Here is a 24,056-nt window from a genome sequence, read left to right on the forward strand (position 1 = left end):
GGCCGAAGAACGGCTTGGATGAGGAGACCATGATGGAACAGAGAGTTGCAATCACCGGCATCGGTGCCGTATCGCCGCTCGGCAACACGGCGCTTGCCACCTGGGCGGCCATGTGCGCCGGCACGTGCGGCATCGGCCCGATCACGCACTTCGATACCGATGCGTTTGCCGTCAAGGTGGCGGCCGAGGTCAAGGGCTTTGACGGCAACGAGTACTTTGGCAAGCGTGATGCAAAGCATCTGGACCCCTGCGTTCAGTTTGCGATGGCGGCTTCGGACGAGGCTATGCACGATGCGGGCTTTGATGTCGAAGGCGCCATCGATCGAGAGCGCCTGGGCGTCTACGTGGGCTCGGGTGTGGGCGGCATGCAGACACTCGTCGACAACGTCCACACGATCGCCGATCGGGGGCCTCGTCGCGCATCGCCTTACATGATCGCGATGATGATTCCCAACATGGCTTCGGGCAACATCGCGATTCGCCATAAGGCAAAGGGCCCGACCCTGCCCGTCGTGACTGCCTGCGCGACTTCTGCCCATGCGGTGGGTGAGGCGTTCCGCGCCATCAAGCACGGCTATGCCGACGCGATCCTCGCGGGCGGCGCCGAGGCCGCAATTATCCCCGATGCCGTTGCGGGCTTTACGTCCTGCCGCGCATTGACCACCAACCCTGATCCCGCGACGGCTTGCCGCCCGTTCGATGCAGGCCGCGATGGCTTTGTGATGGGCGAGGGCGCCTGCGTGCTCGTGCTCGAGAGCATGGAACATGCGCAGGCGCGCGGTGCGCACATTTATGCCGAGGTCGTGGGCTACGGCAACGCCGATGATGCCTATCACATCACGAGCCCTGATCCCGAGGCTGCCGGCATTGCCCGCGCGATATCGCTGGCGGTGACCGAGGGCGACGTCAGGCCTTCCGAGGGTCTCTACATCAATGCTCACGGCACATCGACCAAGCTCAACGATTCGTCCGAGACGGCGGGCATTAAGCGTGCGCTCGGCGAGGACGCGGCGCGCGCCGCGCACGTCTCGTCGACTAAGTCGATGACCGGCCACATGATCGGTGCCACGGGCGCCATCGAGGTCATGGCCTGCGCCATGGCGCTCGAGCAGGGCGTGGTGCCGCCGACCATTAACTACCGCACGCCCGATCCCGCCTGCGATCTTGACTACACGCCCAATCGCGCAGTTCGCGCCGACCTTACCTGGGCGCTTTCGACCAACCTAGGCTTTGGCGGGCACAACGCCGCCATCGCGCTGCGTAGATATACGAGGAGCTAGAGCATGGATTCCAAAAGACTTGCCGAGATAGCCGATGTGATGGAGGACCGCGGCCTCACGCGCGTGCGCGTTGAGGGGCCCGATGGCACCGCGGTCGAACTCGAGCGCGCGAGCGCCGCGCAGCCGGTTGCCGTGCCCATGCCTATGCCGAGCGCTATGACCGCTCCAGTTGCAGCTCCCACAGTCGCGCCTGCCGCACCGGAGCCCGCCGCGCAGACACCTGCCGCCGCACCGGAGCCCAAGGGCACCGAGGTGACCGCTCCCATGGTCGGCGTTTTCTATGCTGCCCCGGCGCCGGGCGACGAACCGTTTGTGCACGTGGGCTCCAAGGTCAAGGCTGGCGAGACCCTTTGCATCATCGAGGCCATGAAGGTTCTCAACGAGGTGACGGCCGAGGCAGACGGTGAGGTGCTCGAGATCTGCGTGGCCGACGGCGACCTCGTGGAGTTCGGCAGCTGCCTCATGAGGATCGGATAGGTGATATCCATGAACAAAGAAGAGCTCAAGAAGCTGTTACCGCATCGCGAGCCGATGCTTTTGCTCGACGAGGCCGAGCTGGTGGGCGACGAGGCCCACGGCAAGATCACGATCACGGGCGACGAGTACTTTTTGCAGGGGCATTTTCCGGGAAACCCGGTCGTCCCCGGCGTGATTCAGTGCGAGATGCTCGCCCAGAACTGCTGCGTGCTGCTGATGGGCGATGAGGAGGCGCGCGGCGCGACGCCGTTCTATACGAGCCTCGATAAGGTGCGCTTTAAGCGTCCGGTGCGCCCGGGCGACACGGTTGATCTGGTGTGCACCATCACGCGTGCGCGCGGGCCGTTCCGCTTTGCGACGGGTACTGCGAGCGTCAACGGTGAGGTTTGCTGCCGCGCCGATATGTCCTTTGCACTCATGCACGAAAGTTAAGGAAGGCTTCATGTTCGACAAAGTGCTCATTGCCAACCGTGGCGAAGTCGCGGTCCGTGTTATCCGCGCGTGCCGCGATATGGGCATCAAGACCGTCGCCGTCTATTCCACGGCCGATGCGGACGCGCTGCACGTGCAGCTTGCCGACGAGGCATATTGCATCGGTGGCCCGCGTCTTGCCGAGAGCTACCTCAACGACGATGCCGTGCTCACCTGTGCCGTAAAGTCGGGAGCTAAGGCAATTCATCCCGGCTATGGCTTTTTCTCCGAGAAGGCGAGCTTCGTACGCGACTGCGACAAGTATGGCCTGGCGTTTGTCGGTCCTTCGGCCGAGGTGATCGACAGCATGGGCGATAAGGACGCCGCGCGTCGAACGGCTGCCGCGGCGGGCGTGCCCATCGTGCCGGGCTGCGATTTGCTCAAAAGCCCCGAGGAGGCAACGGCCGAGGCCGAGCGCATTGGCTGCCCCGTGCTCATTAAGGCGCGTGCAGGTGGCGGCGGTCGCGGCATTCGCAAGGTCGATCGCGTGGAAGATGCGGCAAAGGCCTTTATTGAAGCACGCGCCGAGGGCGAGGCCGTTTTTGGCGACGGCGAGTGCTACATGGAGAAGTTCGTCGCGCCGGCGCATCACGTTGAGGTACAGATTATGGCCGATAAGCAGGGCCATGTGTTTTCGCTCGGCGAGCGCGAGTGCTCGGTGCAGCGGCGCAACCAAAAGCTAATCGAGGAGAGCCCCGCGCCGTGCCTCGACGGACACGACGACATTCGTGCTCGCATGCACAAGGCAGCGCGTGACTTGGCTCGTGCCGTCGGCTACGAAGGGGCCGGTACCATCGAGTTCCTGTATTCGGACGACGGCAATTTCTACTTTATGGAAATGAACACGCGCTTGCAGGTGGAGCATCCGGTTACGGAGTTTGTGACCGATACCGACTTGGTCAAGTGGCAGCTGCGCGTGGCAGCCGGCCAACCTCTGCCCTTTGAGCAAGAGGACGTACCGGTCCGCAACCACGCCATGGAGTGCCGCATCAATGCCGAAACGCCGGACTTTCTGCCGTCATGCGGAACGGTCACCGCGTTGCGTGTGCCGGGTGGTCCGCGCGTGCGCTGGGATTCCGCCATGTTTACCGGGGCTGCCGTTCCGCCGTACTACGACTCCATGCTCGGCAAGCTCATCGTGTGTGCGCCCACGCGTGACGGCGCCATTCGCAAGATGCGCTCGGCCCTGGGCGAGCTCGTGATTGAGGGCGTGAGCGAAAACAGCGAGCTTCAGCTCGACGTGCTGGCAAACGACGAGTTCTTGTCGGGCATGTATCACACCGATCTGATGGGGCATCTCTATGCTGATGAATAGAAAAGCGAAGACGGTCAATGTCCTTGAGGGGCCGATAACCGAGTCGTGCGCCGAGTTTCCCGCGCGCCACGTGTTTATCAAGTGCCCGGAGTGCCGCCGTGTGATCGATGAGGCACGCCTGCACGACAACCTCGAGGTCTGCCCTCGTTGCGGCAAACACTTTCGCGTGAGCGGTCGCGCGCGCATGCGCATGACGGTCGACGAGGGCACGTTTGAGGAATGGGATGCCAATCTGGCGTCGGAAGACTTCCTCTCGTTTCCCGGCTATGCCGACAAGCTCAAGAGCGTGAGCGAGCGTTCGGGCGAGCGCGATGCCGTTGTGTGCGGCAGGGGCAAAATCTGCGGTTGCGATACCGCGCTCTTCTTTATGGACGCCAACTTTATGATGGGCTCGATGGGCTCCGTGGTGGGCGAGAAGATCTGTCGCGCATTTGAGCGTGCGACCGAGCTGGGATTGCCGGTTGTCGGTTTTACCGTTTCGGGCGGTGCGCGCATGCAAGAGGGCGTGACATCGCTTATGCAGATGGCCAAGATTTCTGCGGCGGTTAGGCGTCACAGCGAAGCGGGCGGCCTGTATATCACGGTGCTCACCGACCCCACGACCGGAGGCGTAACCGCGAGCTTTGCCATGGAGGGAGACATTATCCTGGCCGAGCCAGATGCCCTGACGGCATTTGCCGGCCCGCGCGTGATCGAGCAGAACATGCACAAGCGCCTGCCCAAGGGATTCCAGCGCTCAGAGTTTTTGCTGGAGCACGGCTTTTGCGATGCCGTTGTTCCGCGTGGCGAGATTGCGCTTACGGTAGGCGAGCTGCTGGCGCTGCACGAAGGGCACGCGCCCGGCCTGGGGGCACCGCACGAGATCGTGCATGCGGGTCGCCGCGGTAAAAAGCTGGGACACTTATTCAAGCGCTCGACGGCACCAAAAACCGCGCTCGAGATTGTCAAGCAGACCCGCTCGGCAGATCGCGCCACGGCGGGTGAGATAATCTCGCTGGGCCTGGATGGATTTGTGGAGCTGCACGGCGACCGTTACTTTGGCGACGACGCCGCTGTGGTGGCTGGCATTGGCTGGAAAGACGGACGCCCCGTAACGGTCATCGCCATCGAGCGCGGCACCACGACCAAAGAGCGTATGCGCCGCAACTTTGGCATGGCGCATCCCGAGGGCTACCGCAAAGCGCGTCGCCTGATGCGCCAGGCCGAAAAGTTTGGTCGACCGGTTCTGTGCCTGGTCGATACTTCGGGCGCGTTTTGCGGCATCGGTGCCGAGGAGCGCGGCCAGGGCGAGGCGATTGCCCAGAATCTCATGGAGATGAGCGGCCTTAAGACGCCGATTGTCTCGGTGGTGACAGGCGAGGGCGGCTCTGGTGGCGCGCTGGCGCTATCCGTGGCCGACCGCATCCTGATGCTTTCGAGCTCGGCCTATTCGGTCGTGAGCCCTGAGGCCTGTGCGTCGATCCTGTGGAAGGATACCGAGCGCGCGAATGAGGCCGCCGAGGCGCTTAAGCTCACGGCTCCCGACCTGTTGGCGCTCGGCATCATCGACGGCATTGTTGACGATAGGGGTCTGTCGCATGAGGAGATCGCCGGTGCCGTCATGTCCTCGGCATTTGATGCCTTCGATACACTTGGGCGGCTCGACGACGCGACCCTCACAAACCTCCGCTACGAAAAGTACCGCGCAATCGGTCAGTACCGCACGATGTGACAAGGGGACAGCCCGCATGTCACATTGGGAAAGGCGTTCCATGTCACAAGTTTCTAACACCTCGTTTACAACGACGGTTTCATCAAACGCCATGGCCGTGGTGGACTATCTGTCCAAAAGCATGATGTCGGCGCTGCCGTTTATTGTCTGCGCGGCGTTGTTCCGCACCGTCGCCGTCATTATGGGCGAAGGCATGCTGGGCCTATGGTCTGCCGATTCCGAAATCTATCGCCTGTTCTACAGTTGGCTCTATAACGCCGGCTACTACTTTTTGCCCATTTATCTTGGTTGGGCGGCCGCCCGCCAGCTCGGTTGCTCGGAGCAGCTGGGCATGATGCTGGGCGGCGTATTGATTGCGCCCGATCTGCTTAAGCTCGTCGATGCCGCATCGACGACGGGGGCATCGATGACTTCCGTGTATGGTCTGCTTCCCGCGCCGGTCAATGATTACACGACGACTGTTATTCCGGTTCTCATCTCGGCGCCCGTGCTATGGCGAGTGGAGTGTTTCTTTAAGCGCGTTATCCCTAGGGCCGTGGCGTTTTCGTTTGTTCCGTTTGCGACCATGCTTGTCATGGTTCCGGTTTCGCTGTGTATTACGGCACCGGCGGGCAGCTATCTGGGCATGCTGTTGGGCCAGCTTATGTTTATGCTTGGCAATTCCGGTGGCATCGTGTCGCTGCTCACGCTCATGGGGCTTGCTGCGGGCTGGGAGTTCCTAAAGATCGCCGGCGTCAGCAACGTTGTCCTATCGCTCGCCTATGCGCAGTTTATGAGTGTGGGAACGGATTCGTGCATCCTGATCGCCGCGACGATGGCAACGTTCGCCGTTTGGGGCATGCCCTTTGGCGCGTCGCTTCGCGTTGCGGATAAGGACGAGAAGGCGCTCATGCTGGGCTATTCAATCTCGGGTGTTCTTGGCGGCGTAAGCGAGCCGGCGCTGTACGGTTGCGGCTTTAAATATGGCAGGTGCCTGACGTGCATGGCCATTGGCGGCGCCGTCGGAGGCCTTGTTGCGGCCGTGGGCCACGTTACGGCCTATACCATCGGCATGACGAATGTCCTTATGGTCATTGGCTTTGCCACGGGCGGCATCTCGAACCTGCTGTGGTGCTGCGCTGCCGGCGGTGTGGCATTTGCGGTGTCTGCGGCGCTGAGCTACTGCTTTGGCGTGGTGCCGGCGAAGGGGCGGGCGGCAGAAGACGGAGCCGATTTGCCCGAAACCTCGAAGAGCGCGGCCGAAGCAAGCGCATAAATCGATCGACAAAGGGACAGTCCTGCATGTCACATTCCAAGGTCGTGGCCCATGTGGGTTGCGGCCTTTTTGTATCTGGGGGACAAAGTGGCTACACTACAATCCGTTTGAGCAATAGATATATAGGTAGTACCGTGGGGGCGGATGTAGATGGTCGAGTGGATTGTTAAGCGTGCGCAGGGCGACCGTGCGCGCGTGGGCACGTTGACGGGCGTGGTGTGTATTCTCGCCAATGTGGCACTATGCGCTGCGAAGGGCGTAATTGGCGTGCTGTCGGGATCGGTTTCGATTGTGGCGGATGCCATGAACAACCTGTCCGATGCAAGCTCGAATATCGTGAGCGTGCTGGGCTTTAAGCTGGCGAGCAAGCCGGCCGACCCCGAGCATCCTTACGGCCACGGTCGCTACGAGTATCTCTCGGGTTTGGTCGTGGCGGCGCTCGTGCTGCTTATTGGCATCGAACTGGTGAAGTCCTCGGTGGAGCGTATTGTCAACCCGGAGCCTGTCGAGTTCTCGCTTGCCCTGGTGGCGGTCCTGGCACTTTCGATGGTTGTAAAGCTGTGGATGGCGGCCCTCAACCAAAAGCTCGGCGATCGCATTGAGTCCGAGACGCTGCATGCGACCGCGCAGGATTCCAAGAACGATGTCCTTGCCACAGGCGCCGTGTTGGCGTGCGCAATTGTTTCGCAGGTGACGCACATCAATCTTGACGCATGGGTCGGCCTTGCCGTTGGCGCCTATATTGGCTGGAGCGGTTTTGAGCTCATCCAGGATACGGTGAGCCCGCTTTTGGGCCAGTCGCCCGATCCTAAGCTGGTCAAGCACATTCGAGACAAGATCATGAGCTATCCCGGCGTTTTGGGCGTTCACGATTTGATGGTTCACGACTACGGCCCGGGCAGGAAGTTTGCAAGTGCGCATGCCGAGATGGCGGCCGAGGACAGCCCGTTGGAAAGTCACGACACGCTCGATAACATCGAGCAGTCGTTTAGGGACGAAGACGGCATGATCGTTACGATTCACTACGATCCCATCGTGACCGATGACCCCAAGCTGGCGAGCATGCGCTTGCGCATTCACGCCATGGCCCAGGAGATCGATAGCCGCCTCTCGATTCATGACCTGCGCTGCGTGCCGGGTCCTACGCACACCAACGTGATCTTTGACTGCGTGCGTCCCTCGGATCTGCAGATGAGTGCCGAAGACGTAAAGCACGCGCTGACACAACGGGTCGAATCAGAATATCCCAAGTCGATTGCCAAGATTACGATCGACGAAGACTACGTAGGGCATACCCACGAGTAAGGCTATGCCGGCAAAGCAGGTTATGCAGAAGGGGAGAGCATGAAGAAGCTGTATCTACTCCGCCACGGTCAGACGGAGTTCAACGTCAAAAAGCTGGTCCAGGGCCGCTGCGATTCACCGCTCACCGACTTAGGCCGTCAGCAAGCCGGGATGGCAGCCGCATGGCTCAAAGCCCACGGCGTCGTCCCCGACAAAGTGGTCTCATCACCCTTAGGCCGAGCCATGGACACGGCAAGTCTCGTCGCATGCGAGCTCCTCGGCCCGGACGCAGCAGCCGAGCCCTGCGAAGGCATTATCGAGCGCTGCTACGGCTCCTTCGAAGAAGGCCCGCACGGCGCGCTGCCCACCGACGTCTGGGATCCGGGCGAGGACCTGGTCCCCTTCGGAGGAGAAGGAAGCCAGGCGCTGCAAGAACGTATGGTGGATGCGCTTACCAATATCATGGGCTCCGAGGGCATCGAAACCCTTCTAGCAGTAAGCCACGGCAGCGCCAGCCGCCAATTTATCAAGGCCGCAGCCCCAGAGGGCTTCGAGCTTCCAACAAAACTCCCCAACTGCGCCATCATGATCTTCGATTTCGATGAGGCAAAGCCACAAGCAGAAGGCGAACCGTCCCAATGCAAGTTCACCCTCCAGCAAATAGTGGACCCCCAACAAAGTCATTAGCCTGAGCGAGCAAGGTTTAGCAGACATCAACGTGGCGTTCCCAGTGTGCGGCGGAGGGGGCGGGCCTGAGACATATTAAGGTTGTCGCGAGTTCCGCACGAACAGGAGAGCACTTAATGTGCTCTCCGTCGTGAGCAGGACTGTAGAGCAGCAACCTTAATATGTCTCAGGCCCGCCCCCTCCGCCGCACACTGGGAACGTGCCACACACTTTACCTGCGTAAACAATGTGAGTGAAATATGAATCTCGATGGATACGCCCGCAGCCGTGTATACTAAACAGCTGTGTGTAACCAGGGGAGTATTCTGGCTGGACAAAATGCCTGCTTAATAGGGTTGTCAGGTAGTCCGGGCGAAATACAAGGCTGGGGAGCACGTCGTGTAAGTAGTGGTCCTCTAGGGGCGTACGCTCGGTGGTGTACGCATTGTCCCAAGACCACGCGAGAGTTGGGATCATATCTTGATCAGCATGATTCTCGGCCGCAAGATTGGCATGACCCAGGTTTGGGACGAGGACGACAACGTCGTTCCCGTCACGGTCATCCAGGCTGGCCCCTGCGCTGTCTCGCAGGTTAAAACTCAGGCAACCGACGGCTATGACGCCGTCCAGATCGGTTTCGGCGACATCAAGGCCAAGAACGTGAACAAGCCCATGGCTGGTCACTTCGCCAAGGCTGGCGTCGAGCCTGTCCGCTTCCTTCGTGAGGTCCGCGTCGAGAACGGCGAGGAGCACAAGGTCGGCGAGGTCGTCACCGTCGCTGATTTCGCTGATGTCGAGAAGGTCGACGTCATCGGTACCTCCAAGGGTAAGGGCTTCCAGGGTCGCATCAAGCGCTGGGGTCAGCGCCGCGGTCCTATGACGCATGGTTCTCACTTCCAGCGTCACCCCGGTTCTATCGGTCAGTGCGCCTATCCTGCGCGCGTCCTCAAGGGCGTCAAGATGGCCGGTCACATGGGTAACGAGCGCGTTACCGTCAAGAACCTTTCCGTTGTCCGCATCGATGCCGAGCAGAACCTCATCTTGGTCAAGGGCGCTGTCCCGGGTGCCAAGAATGGTCTCGTCGCCATCCGTATGGCCTAAGGGCCCAGCCCATTTAGCCCAGCGTCATACCAAGGAGAACACTTAAATGGCAAAGTTTGAAGTAAAGAACAGCGAGGGCAAGAAGGTCGCCGAGGCCGAGCTCGCCGCTGAGGTGTACGGCATCGAGCCGAACATCCACGTTATGCACCACATCGTCAAGTGCCAGATGGCCTCTTGGCGTCAGGGCACCCAGTCTGCTAAGGGTCGCTCTGAGGTTTCCGGTGGCGGCAAGAAGCCTTGGCGTCAGAAGGGCACCGGCCGTGCCCGCCAGGGTTCCATCCGTGCTGCCCAGTGGCGTCACGGTGGCGTTGTCTTCGCCCCCAAGCCCCGTTCCTACGCTAAGCGTATGAACAACAAGGAGGTCAAGCTGGCTATGCGCTCCGCGCTGTCCGCCAAGCTGGCCGATGGCGAGCTCGTGCTCGTCGACGACTACGGCTTCGAGAAGCCTTCCACCAAGGCTGCCGTCGCCATGCTCAAGGCTCTCGGTCTTGAGGGCAAGCGTCTGACCATCATCGTTCGCGATGAGGACGTCAACGCCTACCTGTCGTTCCGCAACATTCCCAAGACGTTCATCATCACCGCTGACGAGGCCAACACCTACGATCTCGTCAACAACAACGCCGTGTTGATGCCCGCCGACATCGCCGCTCACTTCGGGGAGGTGCTTGCATAAATGACCGCCCACGAGATCATCATCCGTCCGATCGTGTCCGAGCGTTCCTTCTCCGGCATGGAGCTGAACAAGTACACGTTCGAGGTCGCCAAGGATGCTAACAAGTATCAGATCAAGGACGCTGTCGAGGAGATCTTCGGCGTCAAGGTCGTTCGCGTGAACACCCTGACGGTCAAGCCCAAGACCAAGCGCGTGCGCTATGTCGCCGGCAAGACCCGTTCTTGGAAGAAGGCCATCGTCACGCTGGCCGAGGGCGACACCATCGAGGTCTTTGGCAACCAGGCCTAAGACTCGCTGCTGTTGAGTGAGCTCATGCCTCCCAAATAGGGGAGGCGGGAGCTCAAGGTTTTGGGCGTATTAAATGGACACGCCCGGAACCGTGTATACGTCCGGTGTCATCGCACCCGAGGCAGAACCTCGAATCCCTGTCTGCGATGGCTAACGGATTCCTATTGAAAGGGATTGTAATGGCTGTAAAGCACCTTAAGCCGACCTCCGCTGGTAGGCGTTGGCAGACGATCTCCGACTTCTCCGAGATCACCTGCACCAAGCCCGAGAAGTCTCTTCTCGAGCCCCTGCCCAAGAAGGCCGGTCGTAACAACAACGGCCGCATCACCACCCGCCACCAGGGCGGCGGCGTGAAGCGTCGTTACCGCGTGATCGACTTCAAGCGCAACAAGGACGGCGTGCCCGCCAAGGTTGCCACGATCGAGTACGATCCGAACCGTTCCGCTCGCATCGCTCTGCTGCACTACGCTGACGGTGAGAAGCGCTACATCCTGGCCCCCAAGGGCCTCGAGGTCGGTCAGACCATCATGTCCGGTTCTGACGCCGACATCAAGCCGGGCAACGCTCTGCCCCTCGCCGACATCCCCGTCGGTACGCTCATCCACGCCGTCGAGTTCCAGCCGGGCAAGGGCGCTGCTATCGCCCGTTCCGCCGGTAACTCCTGCCAGCTGATGGGTAAGGAGGGCAAGTACGCCATCGTCCGTATGCCTTCCTCCGAGATGCGCCGCATCCTCGTTACCTGCCGCGCCACCGTCGGTGAGGTCGGCAACGCCGATCACTCCAACATCGTCATCGGCAAGGCCGGCCGTAAGCGTCACATGAACGTGCGCCCGACCGTCCGCGGTACCGTCATGAACCCTGTCGACCACCCGCACGGCGGTGGCGAGGGCAAGAACCACACCTCTGGTCGTCCCTCCGTTACCCCCTGGGGTAAGCCGACGAAGGGCCTTCGTACGCGCAAGAAGAAGAAGGTCTCGAACCAGCACATCATTCGTCGCCGTAAGAAGTAATTTCGGATACCGAGTTTTAGGAGAAAGCACTTATGAGCAGAAGTCTCAAAAAGGGCCCGTTCGTGGAGACTCGCCTTCTCTCGCGTATCACCGCGATGAACGAGGCTGGCAAGAAGGACGTCGTGAAGACCTGGTCCCGCGCGTCCACCATCTTCCCCGAGATGGTTGGTCACACCATCGCCGTCCACGACGGCCGCAAGCATGTGCCCGTGTATGTTACCGAGTCCATGGTTGGTCACAAGCTCGGCGAGTTCGCGCCGACTCGTACGTTCCGTGGCCACAAGGCCAAATAGGGGGTTAACCGTAAATGGCAACTAAGTCTATTGAAACTGAGGCCACCGAGGTTCGCGCCGTCGCTAAGTACGTGCGTGTTTCCCCCAGCAAGGCCCGCCTGGTGGTCGATCTGATCCGCCGCAAGCCTGTCGCTCAGGCCTTCGACATCCTCCACTTCTGCGACCGCGCCGTCGCCGTGGATGTCGAGAAGGTTCTCCGTTCCGCCGTTGCGAACGCCGAGAACAACAATGGTCTGCGTGCCGACAACCTGGTTGTCGCCGCTGCCTATGTTGACGAGGGTCCGACGCTTAAGCGCATCCGTCCCCGCGCCAAGGGTTCCGCTTCTCGCATTCTGAAGCGTACTTCCCACATCACCGTCGTCGTTGCTCCTCGAAAGGAGGCGTAAAGCTGTATGGGTCAGAAAGTCTACCCCACCGGCTTCCGTCTTGGCATCACCGAGAACTGGCGCTCCCGCTGGTTCGCAGAGAAGGATTACGCTAAGACCCTCGGTAACGATCTCGAGATCCGCAAGTACCTCGAGAAGCGTCTTTCCCGCGCAGCTGTCTCCCGCGTCGAGATCGAGCGCGCTGGCGACAAGGTGAAGGTCATCATCCTCACCGCTCGCCCCGGCGTTGTCATCGGTAAGAAGGGTGCCGAGATCGATACCCTCCGCACCGAGCTCGAGAAGGTCGCTGGCGTCTCCAAGGGCCAGCTCTCCGTCGACGTTGTCGAGATCAAGCGCCCCGAGCTCGACGCCAACCTCGTTGCTCAGTCCATCGCTGAGCAGCTCGAGGGCCGCGTTGCCTTCCGTCGCGCTATGCGCAAGGCTGTCCAGTCCGCCCGCAAGGCCGGCGCCAAGGGCATCCGTATCCAGTGCTCCGGTCGTCTCGGCGGTGCCGAGATGGGCCGTCGTGAGTGGTACCGTGAGGGTCGCGTGCCTCTGCACACCCTCCGCGCCAAGATCGACTACGGCACGGCTGTCGCCAGCACCACCATGGGTGCCTGCGGCGTGAAGGTCTGGATCTACCTGGGCGAGAAGCTCCCGGGCCAGCCTGTTCCCAACCCTGCACTCGAGGGCTCTTCCCGTCCTCGTCGTCGTAACTCCGAGAGGAGGGGTCAGTAGTGCTTGCCCCTAAGCGTATTCTTCACCGCAAGGTGCAGCGTGGCTCCATGAAGGGCCAGGCCAAGGGTAATACCGAGCTGCATTTCGGCGAGTTTGGTATCCAGGCTCTCGAGGCCCATTGGATCACCAACCGTCAGATCGAGGCCGCTCGTATTGCCATGACCCGCTACATGAAGCGTGGCGGTCGTGTCTACATCACGATCTTCCCCGATAAGCCCATCACCAAGAAGCCTGCCGAGACTCGCATGGGTTCTGGTAAGGGTAACCCCGAGGAGTGGGTGGCCGTCGTCAAGCCCGGCCGCATCATGTTCGAGGTCAAGGGCGTGCCCGAGGAGGTCGCTCGCGAGGCTCTGCGTCTTGCACAGCACAAGCTTCCCATCAAGACCAAGATTGTTGCTGCCAAGAACGCTGAGCAGCGCATCCAGAAGGAGATGGCTGAGGAGGCCGCTCTCGAGGCCAAGTGGGCTGCTGAGGACGCCGCCGCCGCCAAGGAGGAGAACTAATGAAGCCCGCAGAGATTCGTGAGCTCTCGGACGCTCAGCTCGTTGAGAAGCTGAAGGAAATGCGCGCCGAGCTCTTTAACCTTCGTTTCCAGATGGCCACCAGCCAGCTGGACAACACCGCTCGCGTCAACACCGTGAAGAAGGACATCGCTCGCGTCCTCACGGAGCAGCGCGCCCGCGAGATCGCAGCGGAGAAGTCCGCTGTCGCCGAGTAGGACCTAAGGAGAGAACATGACTGATTCGCGTAACTCGCGTAAGGTCCGTACGGGTGTCGTTACCTCCGTCTCCGGTGCCAAGACCATCGTTGTCACCATCACCGAGCGCAAGCGTCACCCCAAGTACGGCAAGATGATGACCAGCTCCAAGAAGCTGCACGCTCACGACGAGGAGTGCACGGCTGGCGTGGGCGATACCGTCCGCGTTATGGAGACCCGTCCTATGTCCAAGATGAAGCGCTGGCGCCTCATCGAGGTCGTCGAGCGCGCTAAATAAGCAGTCGCTCTTACGACTTGTACGTTTCCGAAGATGTGCGTATGCCTGGCTTGCATACCACGGGCCGTATAAAGGCTGCGCACCTCTCTTCGGTTCTTAGTTCGGAGGAACATCTACCATGATTCAGATGCAAACCATGCTGAACGTCGCCGACAACTCCGGCGCTCGCAAGATTCGCTGCATCAAGGTGCTTGGCGGTTCCAAGCGTCGTTATGCAGGCATCGGCGATGTGTTCATCGGTGCTGTCCAGGAGGCTACCCCTGGCGCCAACGTCAAGAAGAAGGACGTTGTCCGTTGCGTCGTCGTTCGCACCGTTAAGGAGATCCGCCGCAAGGATGGCTCCTACATTCGCTTTGATGAGAACGCCTGCGTTGTCATCAACAACGATGGTTCGCCCGTCGGCACCCGTATCTTCGGGCCCGTCGCTCGCGAGCTTCGTGACAAGAAGTACATGAAGATCGTCTCGCTCGCTCCCGAGACCCTGTAGTTAGGGGAGATATATGTATATCAAGAAGGGCGATAAGGTCCAGGTTCTCTCTGGTAAGGATCGCGGCAAGCAGGGCGTTGTCCTGCGTGCTCTCCCCGCCGAGAACAAGGTCGTTGTCGAGGGCGTTTCGGTCGTCAAGAAGGCCGTCAAGCCCAACGCTGCCAACCAGCAGGGCGGCATCGTTTCGCAGGAGGCTCCCATCGACGCCTCCAACGTCAATCTCGTTTGCCCCGAGTGCGGTAAGGTTACCCGCGTCGGTCACGAGAAGGACGGCAAGAACAAGCTGCGCGTCTGCAAGAAGTGCGGCCACAAGTTCTAAGCTGCCCGCAACAGTTAAGTTGCTAGCAAAGGCCCGGATGCCACGGCACCCGGGCCTTTTTTCTATCCCTACTCATTGGGCACTCATTGGGGACAGCCTTAAATGAGTGGTTGCGCGCGCGAAAGGCTGGCGTGACAGTCGGTCAGCTCGTGCGTTGTTGCGAACTCGGTGAGGCAACGGTTAAAAGGGCAACTGCTGGCTGGCGCGACGCCTCAAATGATCCGTTTTCCTCCGTCCCCAGGGGATCAGGTGATGCGCGTCTGTGCGCAGCTGCGTGCGTATGATTGCGTGAGTATACGTGTATATGCGCCGTTAACTCCTGAATTTTGACCATTTAGCGGTAATACACGCAGAAGCACGCACATACACGCGCATTTGTGCGAATATAGAGCTGTCAGAAATGAAAGACTTTTCACGATGTAGGAGGCACATATGGCAGATTCCAAGCAGGCTCCACTCGACTCCGCGGCAGCCGCAAAGGCAGCGTTCGCTTCGGTCCAGGGCAAGCCGTTCCCCGATGATATCTTTACGGCTCCCGAGCTTCGTTGGGCTGTGATTGGGTGCGGCGTTATCGCCAACCAGATGGCCCAGTCTCTCGCTCTTGCCGGTCGCAAGCTTGCGGGCGTCGCTAACCGCACGCTGTCAAAGGCTCAAGCTTTTGCCGAGCAGTATGGCATCGAGAAGGTCTATGAAACGGCCGAGGACCTCTATGCCGACCCTAACATCGACGCAATCTATATCACCACTCCGCATAACACGCATATCACCTACCTGCGCGCCGCCCTGGCAGCTGGCAAGCACGTGCTCTGCGAAAAGGCCATTACCCTCAACTCCGCCGAGCTCGACGAGGCACGTGCCATTGCCGACGAGCATAACGTGGTCCTTATGGACGCTACAACGGTGCTCCACATGCCCTTATATCAAGAGCTGCGCCGCCGCATGGATGCCGCTGAGTTTGGCCGCATGAACCTCGCTCAGCTCAACTTTGGCAGCTACAAGGAGTACGGCGATCTGACCAACCGTTTCTACAATCGCAACCTTGCTGGCGGTGCCGTGCTCGACATTGGCGTCTATGCTCTGTCCGTTATGCGCCTCTTTATGGCAAGCCAGCCCGCTGAGGTTGTCTCGCTGGGTAACACCTGTGAGACCGGTGTCGACGTTGCGGGCGGCATCGTCTGCCGTAATGCTGAGCAGCAGCTGGGCGTTGTGAGCCTTACGCTTCACTCCAAGCAGCCCAAGCGCTCGGTCATCAGCTTTGACAAGTGCTATATCGAGGTCAACGAGTATCCGCGTGCTGATCACGCGACCATTGTGTGGACTGCGGACGGCCACCGCGAGGAGGTCCACGCCGGCACCGAGGCTTATGCCCTGTGCTACGAGATGGCCGACCTCGAGAAGGCGGTTGCCGGCGACGACTCCAAGCGCGAGCTGCTGGATTATGCTTATGATGTTATGGAGCTTATGACCAAGCTCCGCGCCGACTGGGGAGTCGTGTACCCCGAGGAGGAGTAAGCGATGCTTGCGGAAGATAGGCTCAACGCGATTGTGTCGATGGTGCAGCAGGCTGGCTCGGTTACTGTGCCAGAGCTTGCCGATACCCTGGGCGTGACGGCGTCTACCATTCGGCGCGACCTGCAGACGCTCGATCGAGCGCACCGCATCGCCAAGGTCCACGGCGGAGCGACGAGTCTTGAACGCGCGCACGTGACGCGCGACCTAACGCTCAATGAGCGCAGCGACCTCCATAACGACGACAAGGAGCGTATCTGCGCCCGTGCGGCGGCGCTTGTGGAGCCCGAGAGCTTTGTATACATCGACTCGGGCTCGACGACGCTCAAGCTCATCGAGCATCTTCCACACCTTGAAGGTGTCACCTACGTGACCGACTCCGTGCTCCATGCTCAGCATCTCGCCCTGCGCGGCATGCGCACTGTGGTGTTGGGTGGCGAACTCAAGCCCGAGACCGAGGCGCTCGTTGGCCCCGATGCCTTGGCAACCCTAGACCACTACAACTTCAACTGTGGCTTTTGGGGTTCTAACGGCATTGCTGCCGAGCAGGGCTTCACGGCGCCAGATATCGAGGAGGCGCAAGTAAAGCGCATCTCGATGCGCCATACGGCCAAGCGCTTCGTAGTCTCGGACGCCAGCAAATTTGGCATGGTGGCGCCCGTCAAGTTTGCGGACTTCCGCGACGCAACGATTATTACCGCAGGCGAGGTCCCCGCCAAGTACCGGGCAATGGACAACGTCATCACGGTCTAGCAAGCAGAGGCAGGTTAAGGCCAAAACCACCGCAAAGGTGCCTGTCCCCATTGTGGTGGTTAGTAACGAAAACCGAGTAGTTTTCCCAATAGAAAAGCGGCAACGTCCATCACGGGCGTTGCCGCTTTCGTTGTCTGCCGGCTTGTCTAAGTCTGTAACAACTGGACCGTTAAAAGTGGGCTAGGTGTTACAGATTGAGATACTTCCGAACCGCGCCGTCCCTTTGTCTCAATCTGTAACATCTGGGACGGATTTTGCCGAGTTACTGTTACAGATTGAGATTTTCCCTTGAGGGGGATTCGAGTGTCTCGATCTGTAACAGATAGACCGGAAAATGGGATCTAACTGTTACAGATCGAGACGTTTTGGGACCGCGGCTGAGCCATTGGGGCAAAACCACCACAAAGGTGCCTGTCCCCATTGTGGTGGTTTAGGGTTCCCAGGGGCAGGGGGCTTCGATGTGGATGTGCTCGCCGGTAACGGGATGCGTAAAGGACACGCTGTGGGCGTGGAGCATCAATCCACAGGGGCGAGCAGTGCCGTACAGGTCGTCGCCGACCAGGGGGTGATGCTCGCTGGCCAGGTGGACGCGAATCTGATGCTTGCGGCCGGTGAGCAGCTCGACATCGATATACGAACGCGTGGGCAGACCTCGGCGGCTCTTAAGGCGCTTGAGCACCTTCACGCGCGTCTGCGACGGCTTGCCGCTGGCGCCGACGCGCATCTTGCGGCTGTCGTGGCGGTCGCGGGCGATGGGCTTGTCGATGAGCTTCTCGTTCCAGTCGATCTTGCCCTCGGCCAGCGCCAGATAGTGCTTTTCGAAGGCGTGGTCGTTCACCATCTGGTCAAAGGCGGGCTGCGTCTGCTTGTCGAGCGAGAACAGCACCACGCCGGTGGTGTTGCGGTCCAGGCGGTTGAGCGGCTGCATGTCGGTCGCGGCAAAGCCGTCGCCCATCGCCAGCAAAAGGTCGCTGGCGTAGTCGGTAAGTGTGCGCTCTCCGGTGCCGTCGCCGTGGACGATCATGCCGGCGGGCTTGTCGATGGCCATGAGCCAGGCGTCGCAGTAGAGGACTTGAGGTTCTTCGTTCACGTGTTAGCCTTTCGGTTAGCTGATTCCCACAAACATGCAGCCCGAGGTCGCCCCGCGTAGGCGGGCGGCGGGCTTGCGGCCGGTCTGCGCTGCTTCGACGGCACGACGGGCGCGGGCGACGGCACGGCCCACCTCATCCGTCTCGAGCAGCGTTCCGTCCACCATGAGACGACGCACGCCGGCATCGAGCAGCTGAGGAACCTGAGGCGTGAGGTCGATGGGGTAGGCGTCGTACAGGCGAGAGCGGCCGTGGATGTCGGTGCGGACGGGCATGACCTTTCCGTCGATATTCTTGAGTGACAGCTTGCGGGCACGCAGGCGGCAGTTGGCACAATCGTGGATGCAGCCGTTGGCAACCTGCAGAATGCAATGCTCGCTTGTCATAACGCGCGGGCGGCCAAAGACGGTGATGCCCAGAGCCGCGGGCGCGGCGGCGCCGAGCGAGACAATCTCGTCGAGCGTGATCTCGGGCGAGAGCCAAAACGCACCGGCTCCACGCTCGGCAAGCGCCTCCATGCAGGGCGTGTTGTGCACCGGCAGGCAAGAGCGAATCTCGGCCGTGGCGCCGGTCTGCGCGGCTACGGCGAGCTCGGAGATATTGCCGACGGCGACGGTGGCTCCGGCATTGATCCAGGGGTCAACGCGCTCGTGGTCAACAGCACGGCAGACCTCGTCGAGTACGGGCACGATACCCTGCTCAAATGCATCGGCAGGGGAGAGTCCGACAGCCTCGAGCACGTCGGTGGTCATGTAGAGGCGCGTTGCACCCTCCGCGCGGGCTGCCTCGACGGCCTCGAGCGAGGTGACGGTGGCGCAGATCTGCGGCTCATCGCGGTAATGCTCGGGTATGGCGTGCGTACATTTGTCGAGCCCCGGAATCTCGAGCGTTTTCGCACGCTTCTCATACGGTGCCAGAATGGCCTCCTCCAGCGCCTTGCAGGCGGCAGCGCGCACCTTGTGCACAGCGGAGAACCCCATGCCGCAGCCCTCATCGAGCGTCACATCAAAGCTCGCAGCCTCAAAGGGCGAGGAGCCCATGCGGCCCACATGCTCAACCAGGTCTGCCGCCTCGACGGCGCGGGTCTTGGCGGCCTCGACGGTGAAGCCCGTGGCGGTGGCGATGAGCGCGGGGTCGTCGCAGCAGGTGAGCGTAACGGTAAACGGCTTGCCCAGACGCGCCACGACGGACACATCTACGGCGCGGCGGCGCAGCACATCGCGCTTGAGCGCGGCGCCGGCGGCGTCAATGGCACGCTGACTGCGAATCACGCGGACGCGGCAGCCCTCGGGCATGCTGCGGGGCACGCGGCACTCAATGATGTCACCGGCGGCGGCATCATCGGCGGCGATGGTGGTCAGGAACTGATCAAACTCGTTATCGTGGCGAAGCTCCAGCAGGTCGCCCTTGCCCACGGGCTCAAACAGCTCAATGCGGGCGATGGCGGCGCGGCGACGGCGGTCGTCGGGTTTGAGCCCACGCACGTCGCGGTTGGCCAGACGGCTGCCCAGCACCGTGCCAACGATCTGGCCGCGGTTGTTGGAACGCTCGTAGCTCATCATCTCGTCGCCCGAGGTGCCGTCTTGGTAGGCGTGCGTGAAGTCGCGGTTAAAGCAGCGCTTGAGCTGGCGCTGGCGGGCGGCCTCTTCATCCTTGGAGGTCGAAACATCGGCCAGCATGTCATTAATCTGATGGCGATACACGTCGACGATGGAATACACGTAATCGGGGGCCTTCATGCGGCCCTCGAGCTTGAGCGATGCGGCGCCGGCGTCATACAGACGGCGAACAAGCTGCGAAGTGTTGGTGTCGCGTGGGCACAGCGCGCGCTCGCGACCGGCAGGGGAGAGCACGCGACCGTTCTCGTCGATCAGCTCGTAAGGCAGGCGGCAGGGCTGGGCGCACATGCCACGGTTGGCCGAGCGGCCCGCCATGGCAAAGCTCGAAAGCAGGCACAGGCCCGAGTAGCAAAAGCAGATGGCGCCATGGCTAAAGACCTCAAGGTCCACATCGGGTGCGGCGTCGTGGATGGCAGCGATCTCGTCAATGGAGAGCTCGCGCGAGAGGGTCACGCGGTCGGCGCCCTGCTCGCGGCACCAAAGGGTTCCGCGGTCGTCATGGATGTTCGCCTGGGTTGAGATGTGCGTCTCGATGCCGGGCATCGTGCGCTTGACCTCAAAGAACAGGCCCCAGTCCTGGATGATAAAGGCGTCGGCGCCCAGCGTGGAGCAGCGATGGATGAGTTGCAGCGCTTCGCCCATCTCGGACTGCTTGATGACGATGTTGACCGTGACGTAGACGCGCGACCCGGCTAGATGTGCGGCGCGGCAGGCTTGCTCAAAGGCCTCGTCGGTAAAGTTGGTGGCCTTGCGGCGGGCGTTGAAGCTGCCCATGCCGCAATAGATGGCGTCTGCCCCGGCGGCGAGTGCGGCGGCAAAGGGCTCGGGTCCTCCGGCGGGCGCCAAAAGCTCGGGTCTGCGGTTGGTGGTTCGACTGGCGGTTGCGGTCATATCCTGCCTTTCAAAATGCTCAGATACTCAAAAGTATAGTGGTGCTGTTGCGGCGGACGAGCCCTGTGGCCCAAGCAGGATAAAGTCTTCAGCAGCCCTTGCAGCAAAAATGATCCGCTTCCCTCTGTCCCCTATGGATCGCCTGATCCGATGGGGACGGAGGGAAACGGATCATTTTGAGCTTCACTGTCCGGTCGTGCCGTTCAGCGGCCGACAGGCACCGTTGGGCGATAAAATATTCTCGCAACGTGATAATAATCTTGCATCGCGCGGAAACCTTGAGTACTATCCCAAATCAAGCGCGGTGTTCAGACCGAATTGTGCCTCCCGGTGTGAACGCCGCGCTCACGCTCTCTATCTGATCGTAAGGAGAAAAACATGAGCAAGACCGTCGTGTCTTCCGATAACGCACCTGCAGCCATCGGCCCGTATTCCCCCGGCATCCAGACCGGCAACATGGTGTTCCTGTCCGGCCAGCTGGGCATCGACCCCGCAACCGGCAAGATGCCCGAGGGCGTCGAGGCCCAGGCTAAGCAGTCCCTTGCTAACGTCGAGGCCCTGCTGACCACTGCCGGCGCCACCTTTGCCGATGTCGTTAAGACCACGGTCTATCTGGCCGACATTGCCGACTTCGCTGCCGTGAACGAGATCTACGCCTCCAAGTTCGAGGCTCCGTTCCCCGCGCGCAGCGCTTTCCAGGTTGCCGCCCTTCCGGCCGGCGGTCTGGTCGAGATCGAGGTCGTCGCCGCTCTCTAAGGGGTTGGCAACAACTAAACATGACATGCAAAAAGACCCTGCAGTGCGTGTGAACTGCAGGGTCTTTTGTCAAGCGATGCGACAAAAATGATCCGTTTTCCTCCGTCCCCAAGGAGTCAGCGGGTTAGCCTTCCTTGCGGACTTTTTGCAGGTAGCGGTAGACGCTGGGCTCCGAGATGCCCAGCGCGGTGGCGGCGCAGGCTACGGCGCCCTTGAGCATGAACACTCCGTTGCCGTTGAGGTGGCGAATGACGTCCACGCGGTCGCTTTGACCAAGCGACGTCACATCCAGCCCGCGAGCGCTCAGCAGCTCGGAAATACTGCGGTCGATGAGCTCCTGCGTGGACTCCGAAAGGCTTTCGACCTCGATGGGGGAGGGCTCGGTGCGTGCGGGAGCGGCGTCAAAGCAGGCCATAAGCTGCTGGGCCATGGCACTGATGTTGCGCACGGCCGAAAGATCGGTGTTGACGCAGAGCATGCCGACGATCTCGCCGTCCTCGCGAATGAAGTACGTCGCCGACTCCAGCGTCTTGCCACCGGCACCGCGGCCTTCGTAGCCCGTAATGAACGGCAGATCGCGATATTTACCATCGTGCATGATCTTGAGTGCCAGATCGGTGGCGGGACCGCCGACCTTACGGCCGCTCACGATGCCGTTGCGAATATCGACGATGGCGTGGTCGGGATCCGAGAAATCGTGCAGCACGATTTCGCTGTTCTTACCGAGTACCTGCTCCAGGAAATCGACCATCGGCAAAAAGCGGCGTACGGTCTCGTTCACGGGCAACTCCTTTGGGTGAAATCGGAAATGTTCATAACAATTTTTTCTCATGGTAACACGGTGTCTATTGACTCGTATATCCGCAGGTACATTGCGTAATGCAGACGAACGGTAGGAATTTGGCGGTAAACGGTTGACCAAAAGAAAAGTTAGATGTTATTTTGAGCAGACACTTTCCTGACCTGCGGAAATGCGTTATCTCAGCTGAAGAATAGTCTGATAACAAAAAATTATTATTGAGAATGAGAATCATCTTTAATACGATATGCAACGAAGGCACAACCTCAACCCCGCACTGCGTCACAATAGAGCGTTAGATGCGAAAACAACTATTTCGAGGATTGGTGGTCAAATGACCCAGGAGACGGTTACGAACGGCACTGAAGCCCTGTTCACTCGCGAAGGCATGCCGCCCGTTAAGGAAATGATCCCGTGTGCCCTTCAGCATGTACTGGCATCGTTTGCCGGCATCATTACCCCGGCGGTCATCATGGCCGGCGTCTACGGCTTTAATAGCCAGCAGAGCACCGACATCATTCAGGTTGCACTCATTCTTTCGGCAATCGACACGGCCCTTCAGGCCTTCGCTCCCTTCCGTCGCATTGGCGGCGGCCTGCCCATCGTCATGGGCGTTTCGTTCGCGTTCCTGCCGGCCCTTCAGGCCATGGGCGCCTCGGGCTTTAGTTTTGGCGCGCTGCTGGGCGGCGAGATCGTTGGCGGTGCCGTCGCGGTCCTCTTTGGTCTGGCCTACAGCAAGATTAAGTGGCTGTTCCCGCCCGTCGTGACCGGCACGGTCATCTTCTCCATTGGTGTCTCTCTCTATCCCACGGCCGTCAAATACATGGCCGGTGGCATGGGCACGCCGTTGTGGGGCACCCCGCAGGCATGGTGCGTCGCTCTTATCACCTTCGCCGTGGTCTTTGCGCTCGCCAACTTTGGCAAGGGCACGCTCAAGCTGGGATCCGTGTTCTTTGGCATGATCGTTGGCATGATCGTTTCGATCCCCTTTGGCATGATCGACTTCTCCAGCGTCGCCACCGCTCAGGTCTTCGCTCTTCCCAAGCTCATGCCCTACGCGCTCGAGTTTGATCCCGAGGTCTGCATTACCCTCGCCGTCGTGTTCCCCATGGTTGCCATCCAGGTTATCGGTGACGTCTCCGCCGCCTGCCTGGGCTCCATCGACCGTATGCCCACCGAGCGCGAGCTCTCCGGCGCTATCGTGTCCCAGGGCCTCACCTCTATGGTCGGCGGCCTGCTGGGCGGTCTTCCCACCAGCGCCCTTGGCCAGAACGTGGGCATCATCTGCTCCAACAAGGTCGTCAACAAGTGGGTCTTTGTGATCATCGCGGCCGTCTTTGCCATCGCCGGTCTGTTCCCGCAGCTCTCTGCCGTCCTTTCCGCTATCCCGCAGCCCGTCATCGGCGGCGCGACCGTCGGCGTCTTTGGCACCATCACCATGAACGGTGTGCGCATGTTCACCCGCGAGGGCCTCACGCAGCGCACCACCACCATCGTCGGCACCTCCGTTGTCTTTGGCTTGGGTATCTGGATGGCCAGCGGTTGCCTTGCCGGCGAGGGCATGCCCACCTGGGTGTCCACCGTCATCGGCTCCAACGCCGTAACCCCCACCGCCATCATGGCCATCGTGCTCAACCTGATCCTTCCGCAGACGCCGGTCGTGGCTCAGCACATCGATGCCGCCAAGGATGCCGCTGTGAATCTGGTCCTGCCCGAGAGCAAGAAGTAACCAATTCGGTGCTATTCGCCGGTGGACGCATCGCCTCGTCCGCCGGCGCCATGCGGCGCCAAGCCGCACTTCAAAGGGCTTGTCCCTTTGGTGAAGCGTTGACGGGAGAGGGCCCGTTTCCGGTGTAGGCCGGCGCTTCGCACTTCCGCCATGTCAGAGGTGTCAAACCCCGCCTCTGATGTTG

At 60.8% G+C, this 24,056-nt stretch carries 26 protein-coding genes and 1 pseudogene; 24 read left to right on the forward strand and 3 right to left on the reverse strand.

Features of this window, described 5'->3' with window-relative positions:
• Positions 1-32: 32 nt before the first annotated feature.
• The 22 genes and pseudogenes from fabF to DXC52_RS01340 all read left to right on the forward strand — a co-directional run bounded on the left by fabF (position 33) and on the right by DXC52_RS01340 (position 16,990).
• Complete coding sequence (gene fabF / locus DXC52_RS01235; protein ID WP_117745818.1) at positions 33-1,280, forward strand: beta-ketoacyl-ACP synthase II; 1,248 nt, start codon at positions 33-35, stop codon at positions 1,278-1,280.
• Between the two features lie 3 nt (positions 1,281-1,283).
• Positions 1,284-1,757 carry an acetyl-CoA carboxylase biotin carboxyl carrier protein gene (accB, locus tag DXC52_RS01240; protein ID WP_117745819.1) on the forward strand — a complete coding sequence of 158 codons (474 nt, stop codon included), beginning with the start codon at positions 1,284-1,286 and terminating at the stop codon, positions 1,755-1,757.
• 9 nt (positions 1,758-1,766) lie between these two features.
• Complete coding sequence (gene fabZ / locus DXC52_RS01245; RefSeq protein WP_022094192.1) at positions 1,767-2,189, forward strand: 3-hydroxyacyl-ACP dehydratase FabZ; 423 nt, start codon at positions 1,767-1,769, stop codon at positions 2,187-2,189.
• A gap of 10 nt (positions 2,190-2,199) precedes the next feature.
• Positions 2,200-3,543: an acetyl/propionyl/methylcrotonyl-CoA carboxylase subunit alpha gene (locus DXC52_RS01250; protein ID WP_117745820.1), complete on the forward strand. Its 1,344-nt coding sequence runs from the start codon at positions 2,200-2,202 to the stop codon at positions 3,541-3,543.
• Positions 3,530-5,254, forward strand: a complete 1,725-nt coding sequence (gene accD, locus DXC52_RS01255; protein WP_117745821.1) for an acetyl-CoA carboxylase, carboxyltransferase subunit beta — start codon at positions 3,530-3,532, stop codon at positions 5,252-5,254. Before DXC52_RS01250 ends, accD begins: the two co-directional genes overlap by 14 nt.
• A 40-nt stretch (positions 5,255-5,294) precedes the next feature.
• Entirely contained in the window at positions 5,295-6,509 is a 1,215-nt protein-coding gene (locus DXC52_RS01260) for a PTS fructose transporter subunit IIB (protein ID WP_147330585.1), read from the forward strand.
• A gap of 150 nt (positions 6,510-6,659) precedes the next feature.
• Complete coding sequence (locus DXC52_RS01265; RefSeq protein WP_117745823.1) at positions 6,660-7,814, forward strand: cation diffusion facilitator family transporter; 1,155 nt, start codon at positions 6,660-6,662, stop codon at positions 7,812-7,814.
• A 39-nt stretch (positions 7,815-7,853) separates the two neighbouring features.
• The gene (locus tag DXC52_RS01270; protein ID WP_117745824.1) at positions 7,854-8,480 is read left to right on the forward strand and encodes a histidine phosphatase family protein; all 627 of its coding nucleotides are present in this window, start codon (positions 7,854-7,856) and stop codon (positions 8,478-8,480) included.
• 459 nt (positions 8,481-8,939) lie between these two features.
• Positions 8,940-9,560, forward strand: coding sequence for a 50S ribosomal protein L3 (gene rplC / locus DXC52_RS01275; RefSeq protein ID WP_035137484.1), 621 nt, complete (start codon positions 8,940-8,942; stop codon positions 9,558-9,560).
• Positions 9,561-9,606: 46 nt separating this feature from the next.
• On the forward strand, positions 9,607-10,233 hold the full coding sequence (rplD, locus tag DXC52_RS01280; protein WP_006235032.1) for a 50S ribosomal protein L4: 627 nt from the start codon (positions 9,607-9,609) through the stop codon (positions 10,231-10,233).
• Positions 10,234-10,521: a 50S ribosomal protein L23 gene (rplW, locus tag DXC52_RS01285; protein WP_022094197.1), complete on the forward strand. Its 288-nt coding sequence runs from the start codon at positions 10,234-10,236 to the stop codon at positions 10,519-10,521.
• Between the two features lie 179 nt (positions 10,522-10,700).
• Complete coding sequence (gene rplB / locus DXC52_RS01290; protein ID WP_022094198.1) at positions 10,701-11,531, forward strand: 50S ribosomal protein L2; 831 nt, start codon at positions 10,701-10,703, stop codon at positions 11,529-11,531.
• A 32-nt stretch (positions 11,532-11,563) separates the two neighbouring features.
• Positions 11,564-11,824, forward strand: a complete 261-nt coding sequence (gene rpsS, locus DXC52_RS01295; protein ID WP_006235035.1) for a 30S ribosomal protein S19 — start codon at positions 11,564-11,566, stop codon at positions 11,822-11,824.
• A gap of 14 nt (positions 11,825-11,838) precedes the next feature.
• Positions 11,839-12,210, forward strand: coding sequence for a 50S ribosomal protein L22 (rplV, locus tag DXC52_RS01300; protein WP_006235036.1), 372 nt, complete (start codon positions 11,839-11,841; stop codon positions 12,208-12,210).
• Positions 12,211-12,216: 6 nt separating this feature from the next.
• Positions 12,217-12,927 carry a 30S ribosomal protein S3 gene (gene rpsC, locus DXC52_RS01305; protein WP_006235037.1) on the forward strand — a complete coding sequence of 237 codons (711 nt, stop codon included), beginning with the start codon at positions 12,217-12,219 and terminating at the stop codon, positions 12,925-12,927.
• Positions 12,927-13,322, forward strand: a pseudogene (gene rplP, locus DXC52_RS01310) (50S ribosomal protein L16); the annotation flags it as partial. The gene rpsC and the pseudogene rplP, both read left to right, overlap by 1 nt.
• 107 nt (positions 13,323-13,429) lie before the next feature.
• Positions 13,430-13,645, forward strand: a complete 216-nt coding sequence (gene rpmC, locus DXC52_RS01315) for a 50S ribosomal protein L29 (RefSeq protein WP_006235039.1) — start codon at positions 13,430-13,432, stop codon at positions 13,643-13,645.
• A gap of 16 nt (positions 13,646-13,661) precedes the next feature.
• On the forward strand, positions 13,662-13,922 hold the full coding sequence (rpsQ, locus tag DXC52_RS01320) for a 30S ribosomal protein S17 (protein WP_006235040.1): 261 nt from the start codon (positions 13,662-13,664) through the stop codon (positions 13,920-13,922).
• Positions 13,923-14,040: 118 nt separating this feature from the next.
• On the forward strand, positions 14,041-14,409 hold the full coding sequence (gene rplN, locus DXC52_RS01325; protein ID WP_006235041.1) for a 50S ribosomal protein L14: 369 nt from the start codon (positions 14,041-14,043) through the stop codon (positions 14,407-14,409).
• 13 nt (positions 14,410-14,422) lie between these two features.
• Positions 14,423-14,728 (forward strand): 50S ribosomal protein L24, encoded by a 306-nt coding sequence (rplX, locus tag DXC52_RS01330; protein ID WP_006235043.1) that lies wholly within the window; start codon positions 14,423-14,425, stop codon positions 14,726-14,728.
• A 432-nt stretch (positions 14,729-15,160) separates the two neighbouring features.
• Positions 15,161-16,240 (forward strand): Gfo/Idh/MocA family protein, encoded by a 1,080-nt coding sequence (locus tag DXC52_RS01335; RefSeq protein ID WP_117745825.1) that lies wholly within the window; start codon positions 15,161-15,163, stop codon positions 16,238-16,240.
• Between the two features lie 3 nt (positions 16,241-16,243).
• The gene (locus DXC52_RS01340) at positions 16,244-16,990 is read left to right on the forward strand and encodes a DeoR/GlpR family DNA-binding transcription regulator (protein WP_117745826.1); all 747 of its coding nucleotides are present in this window, start codon (positions 16,244-16,246) and stop codon (positions 16,988-16,990) included.
• Between the two features lie 430 nt (positions 16,991-17,420).
• On the opposite strand, the gene DXC52_RS01345 is transcribed toward DXC52_RS01340, so the two are convergent.
• Together DXC52_RS01345 and DXC52_RS01350 are read right to left on the reverse strand one after the other, a co-directional pair.
• Entirely contained in the window at positions 17,421-18,080 is a 660-nt protein-coding gene (locus DXC52_RS01345) for an RluA family pseudouridine synthase (RefSeq protein WP_040359019.1), read from the reverse strand.
• A gap of 15 nt (positions 18,081-18,095) precedes the next feature.
• A complete protein-coding gene (locus DXC52_RS01350; RefSeq protein ID WP_117745827.1) occupies positions 18,096-20,588 on the reverse strand; it encodes a U32 family peptidase in 2,493 nt (830 codons plus the stop codon).
• A gap of 378 nt (positions 20,589-20,966) precedes the next feature.
• On the opposite strand from DXC52_RS01350, the gene DXC52_RS01355 reads away from it, so the two are divergent.
• Positions 20,967-21,344 (forward strand): Rid family detoxifying hydrolase, encoded by a 378-nt coding sequence (locus DXC52_RS01355; protein ID WP_117745828.1) that lies wholly within the window; start codon positions 20,967-20,969, stop codon positions 21,342-21,344.
• Between the two features lie 124 nt (positions 21,345-21,468).
• On the opposite strand, the gene DXC52_RS01360 is transcribed toward DXC52_RS01355, so the two are convergent.
• Positions 21,469-22,125, reverse strand: coding sequence for a transcriptional regulator (locus tag DXC52_RS01360; RefSeq protein WP_233504707.1), 657 nt, complete (start codon positions 22,123-22,125; stop codon positions 21,469-21,471).
• 352 nt (positions 22,126-22,477) lie between these two features.
• Between DXC52_RS01360 and DXC52_RS01365 the strand changes: the two genes are divergently transcribed.
• Entirely contained in the window at positions 22,478-23,872 is a 1,395-nt protein-coding gene (locus tag DXC52_RS01365) for a uracil-xanthine permease family protein (RefSeq protein ID WP_117745829.1), read from the forward strand.
• Positions 23,873-24,056 lie beyond the last annotated feature (184 nt).

It is taken from the genome of Collinsella sp. TF05-9AC, from assembly GCF_003438495.1.
Lineage (GTDB): Bacteria > Actinomycetota > Coriobacteriia > Coriobacteriales > Coriobacteriaceae > Collinsella.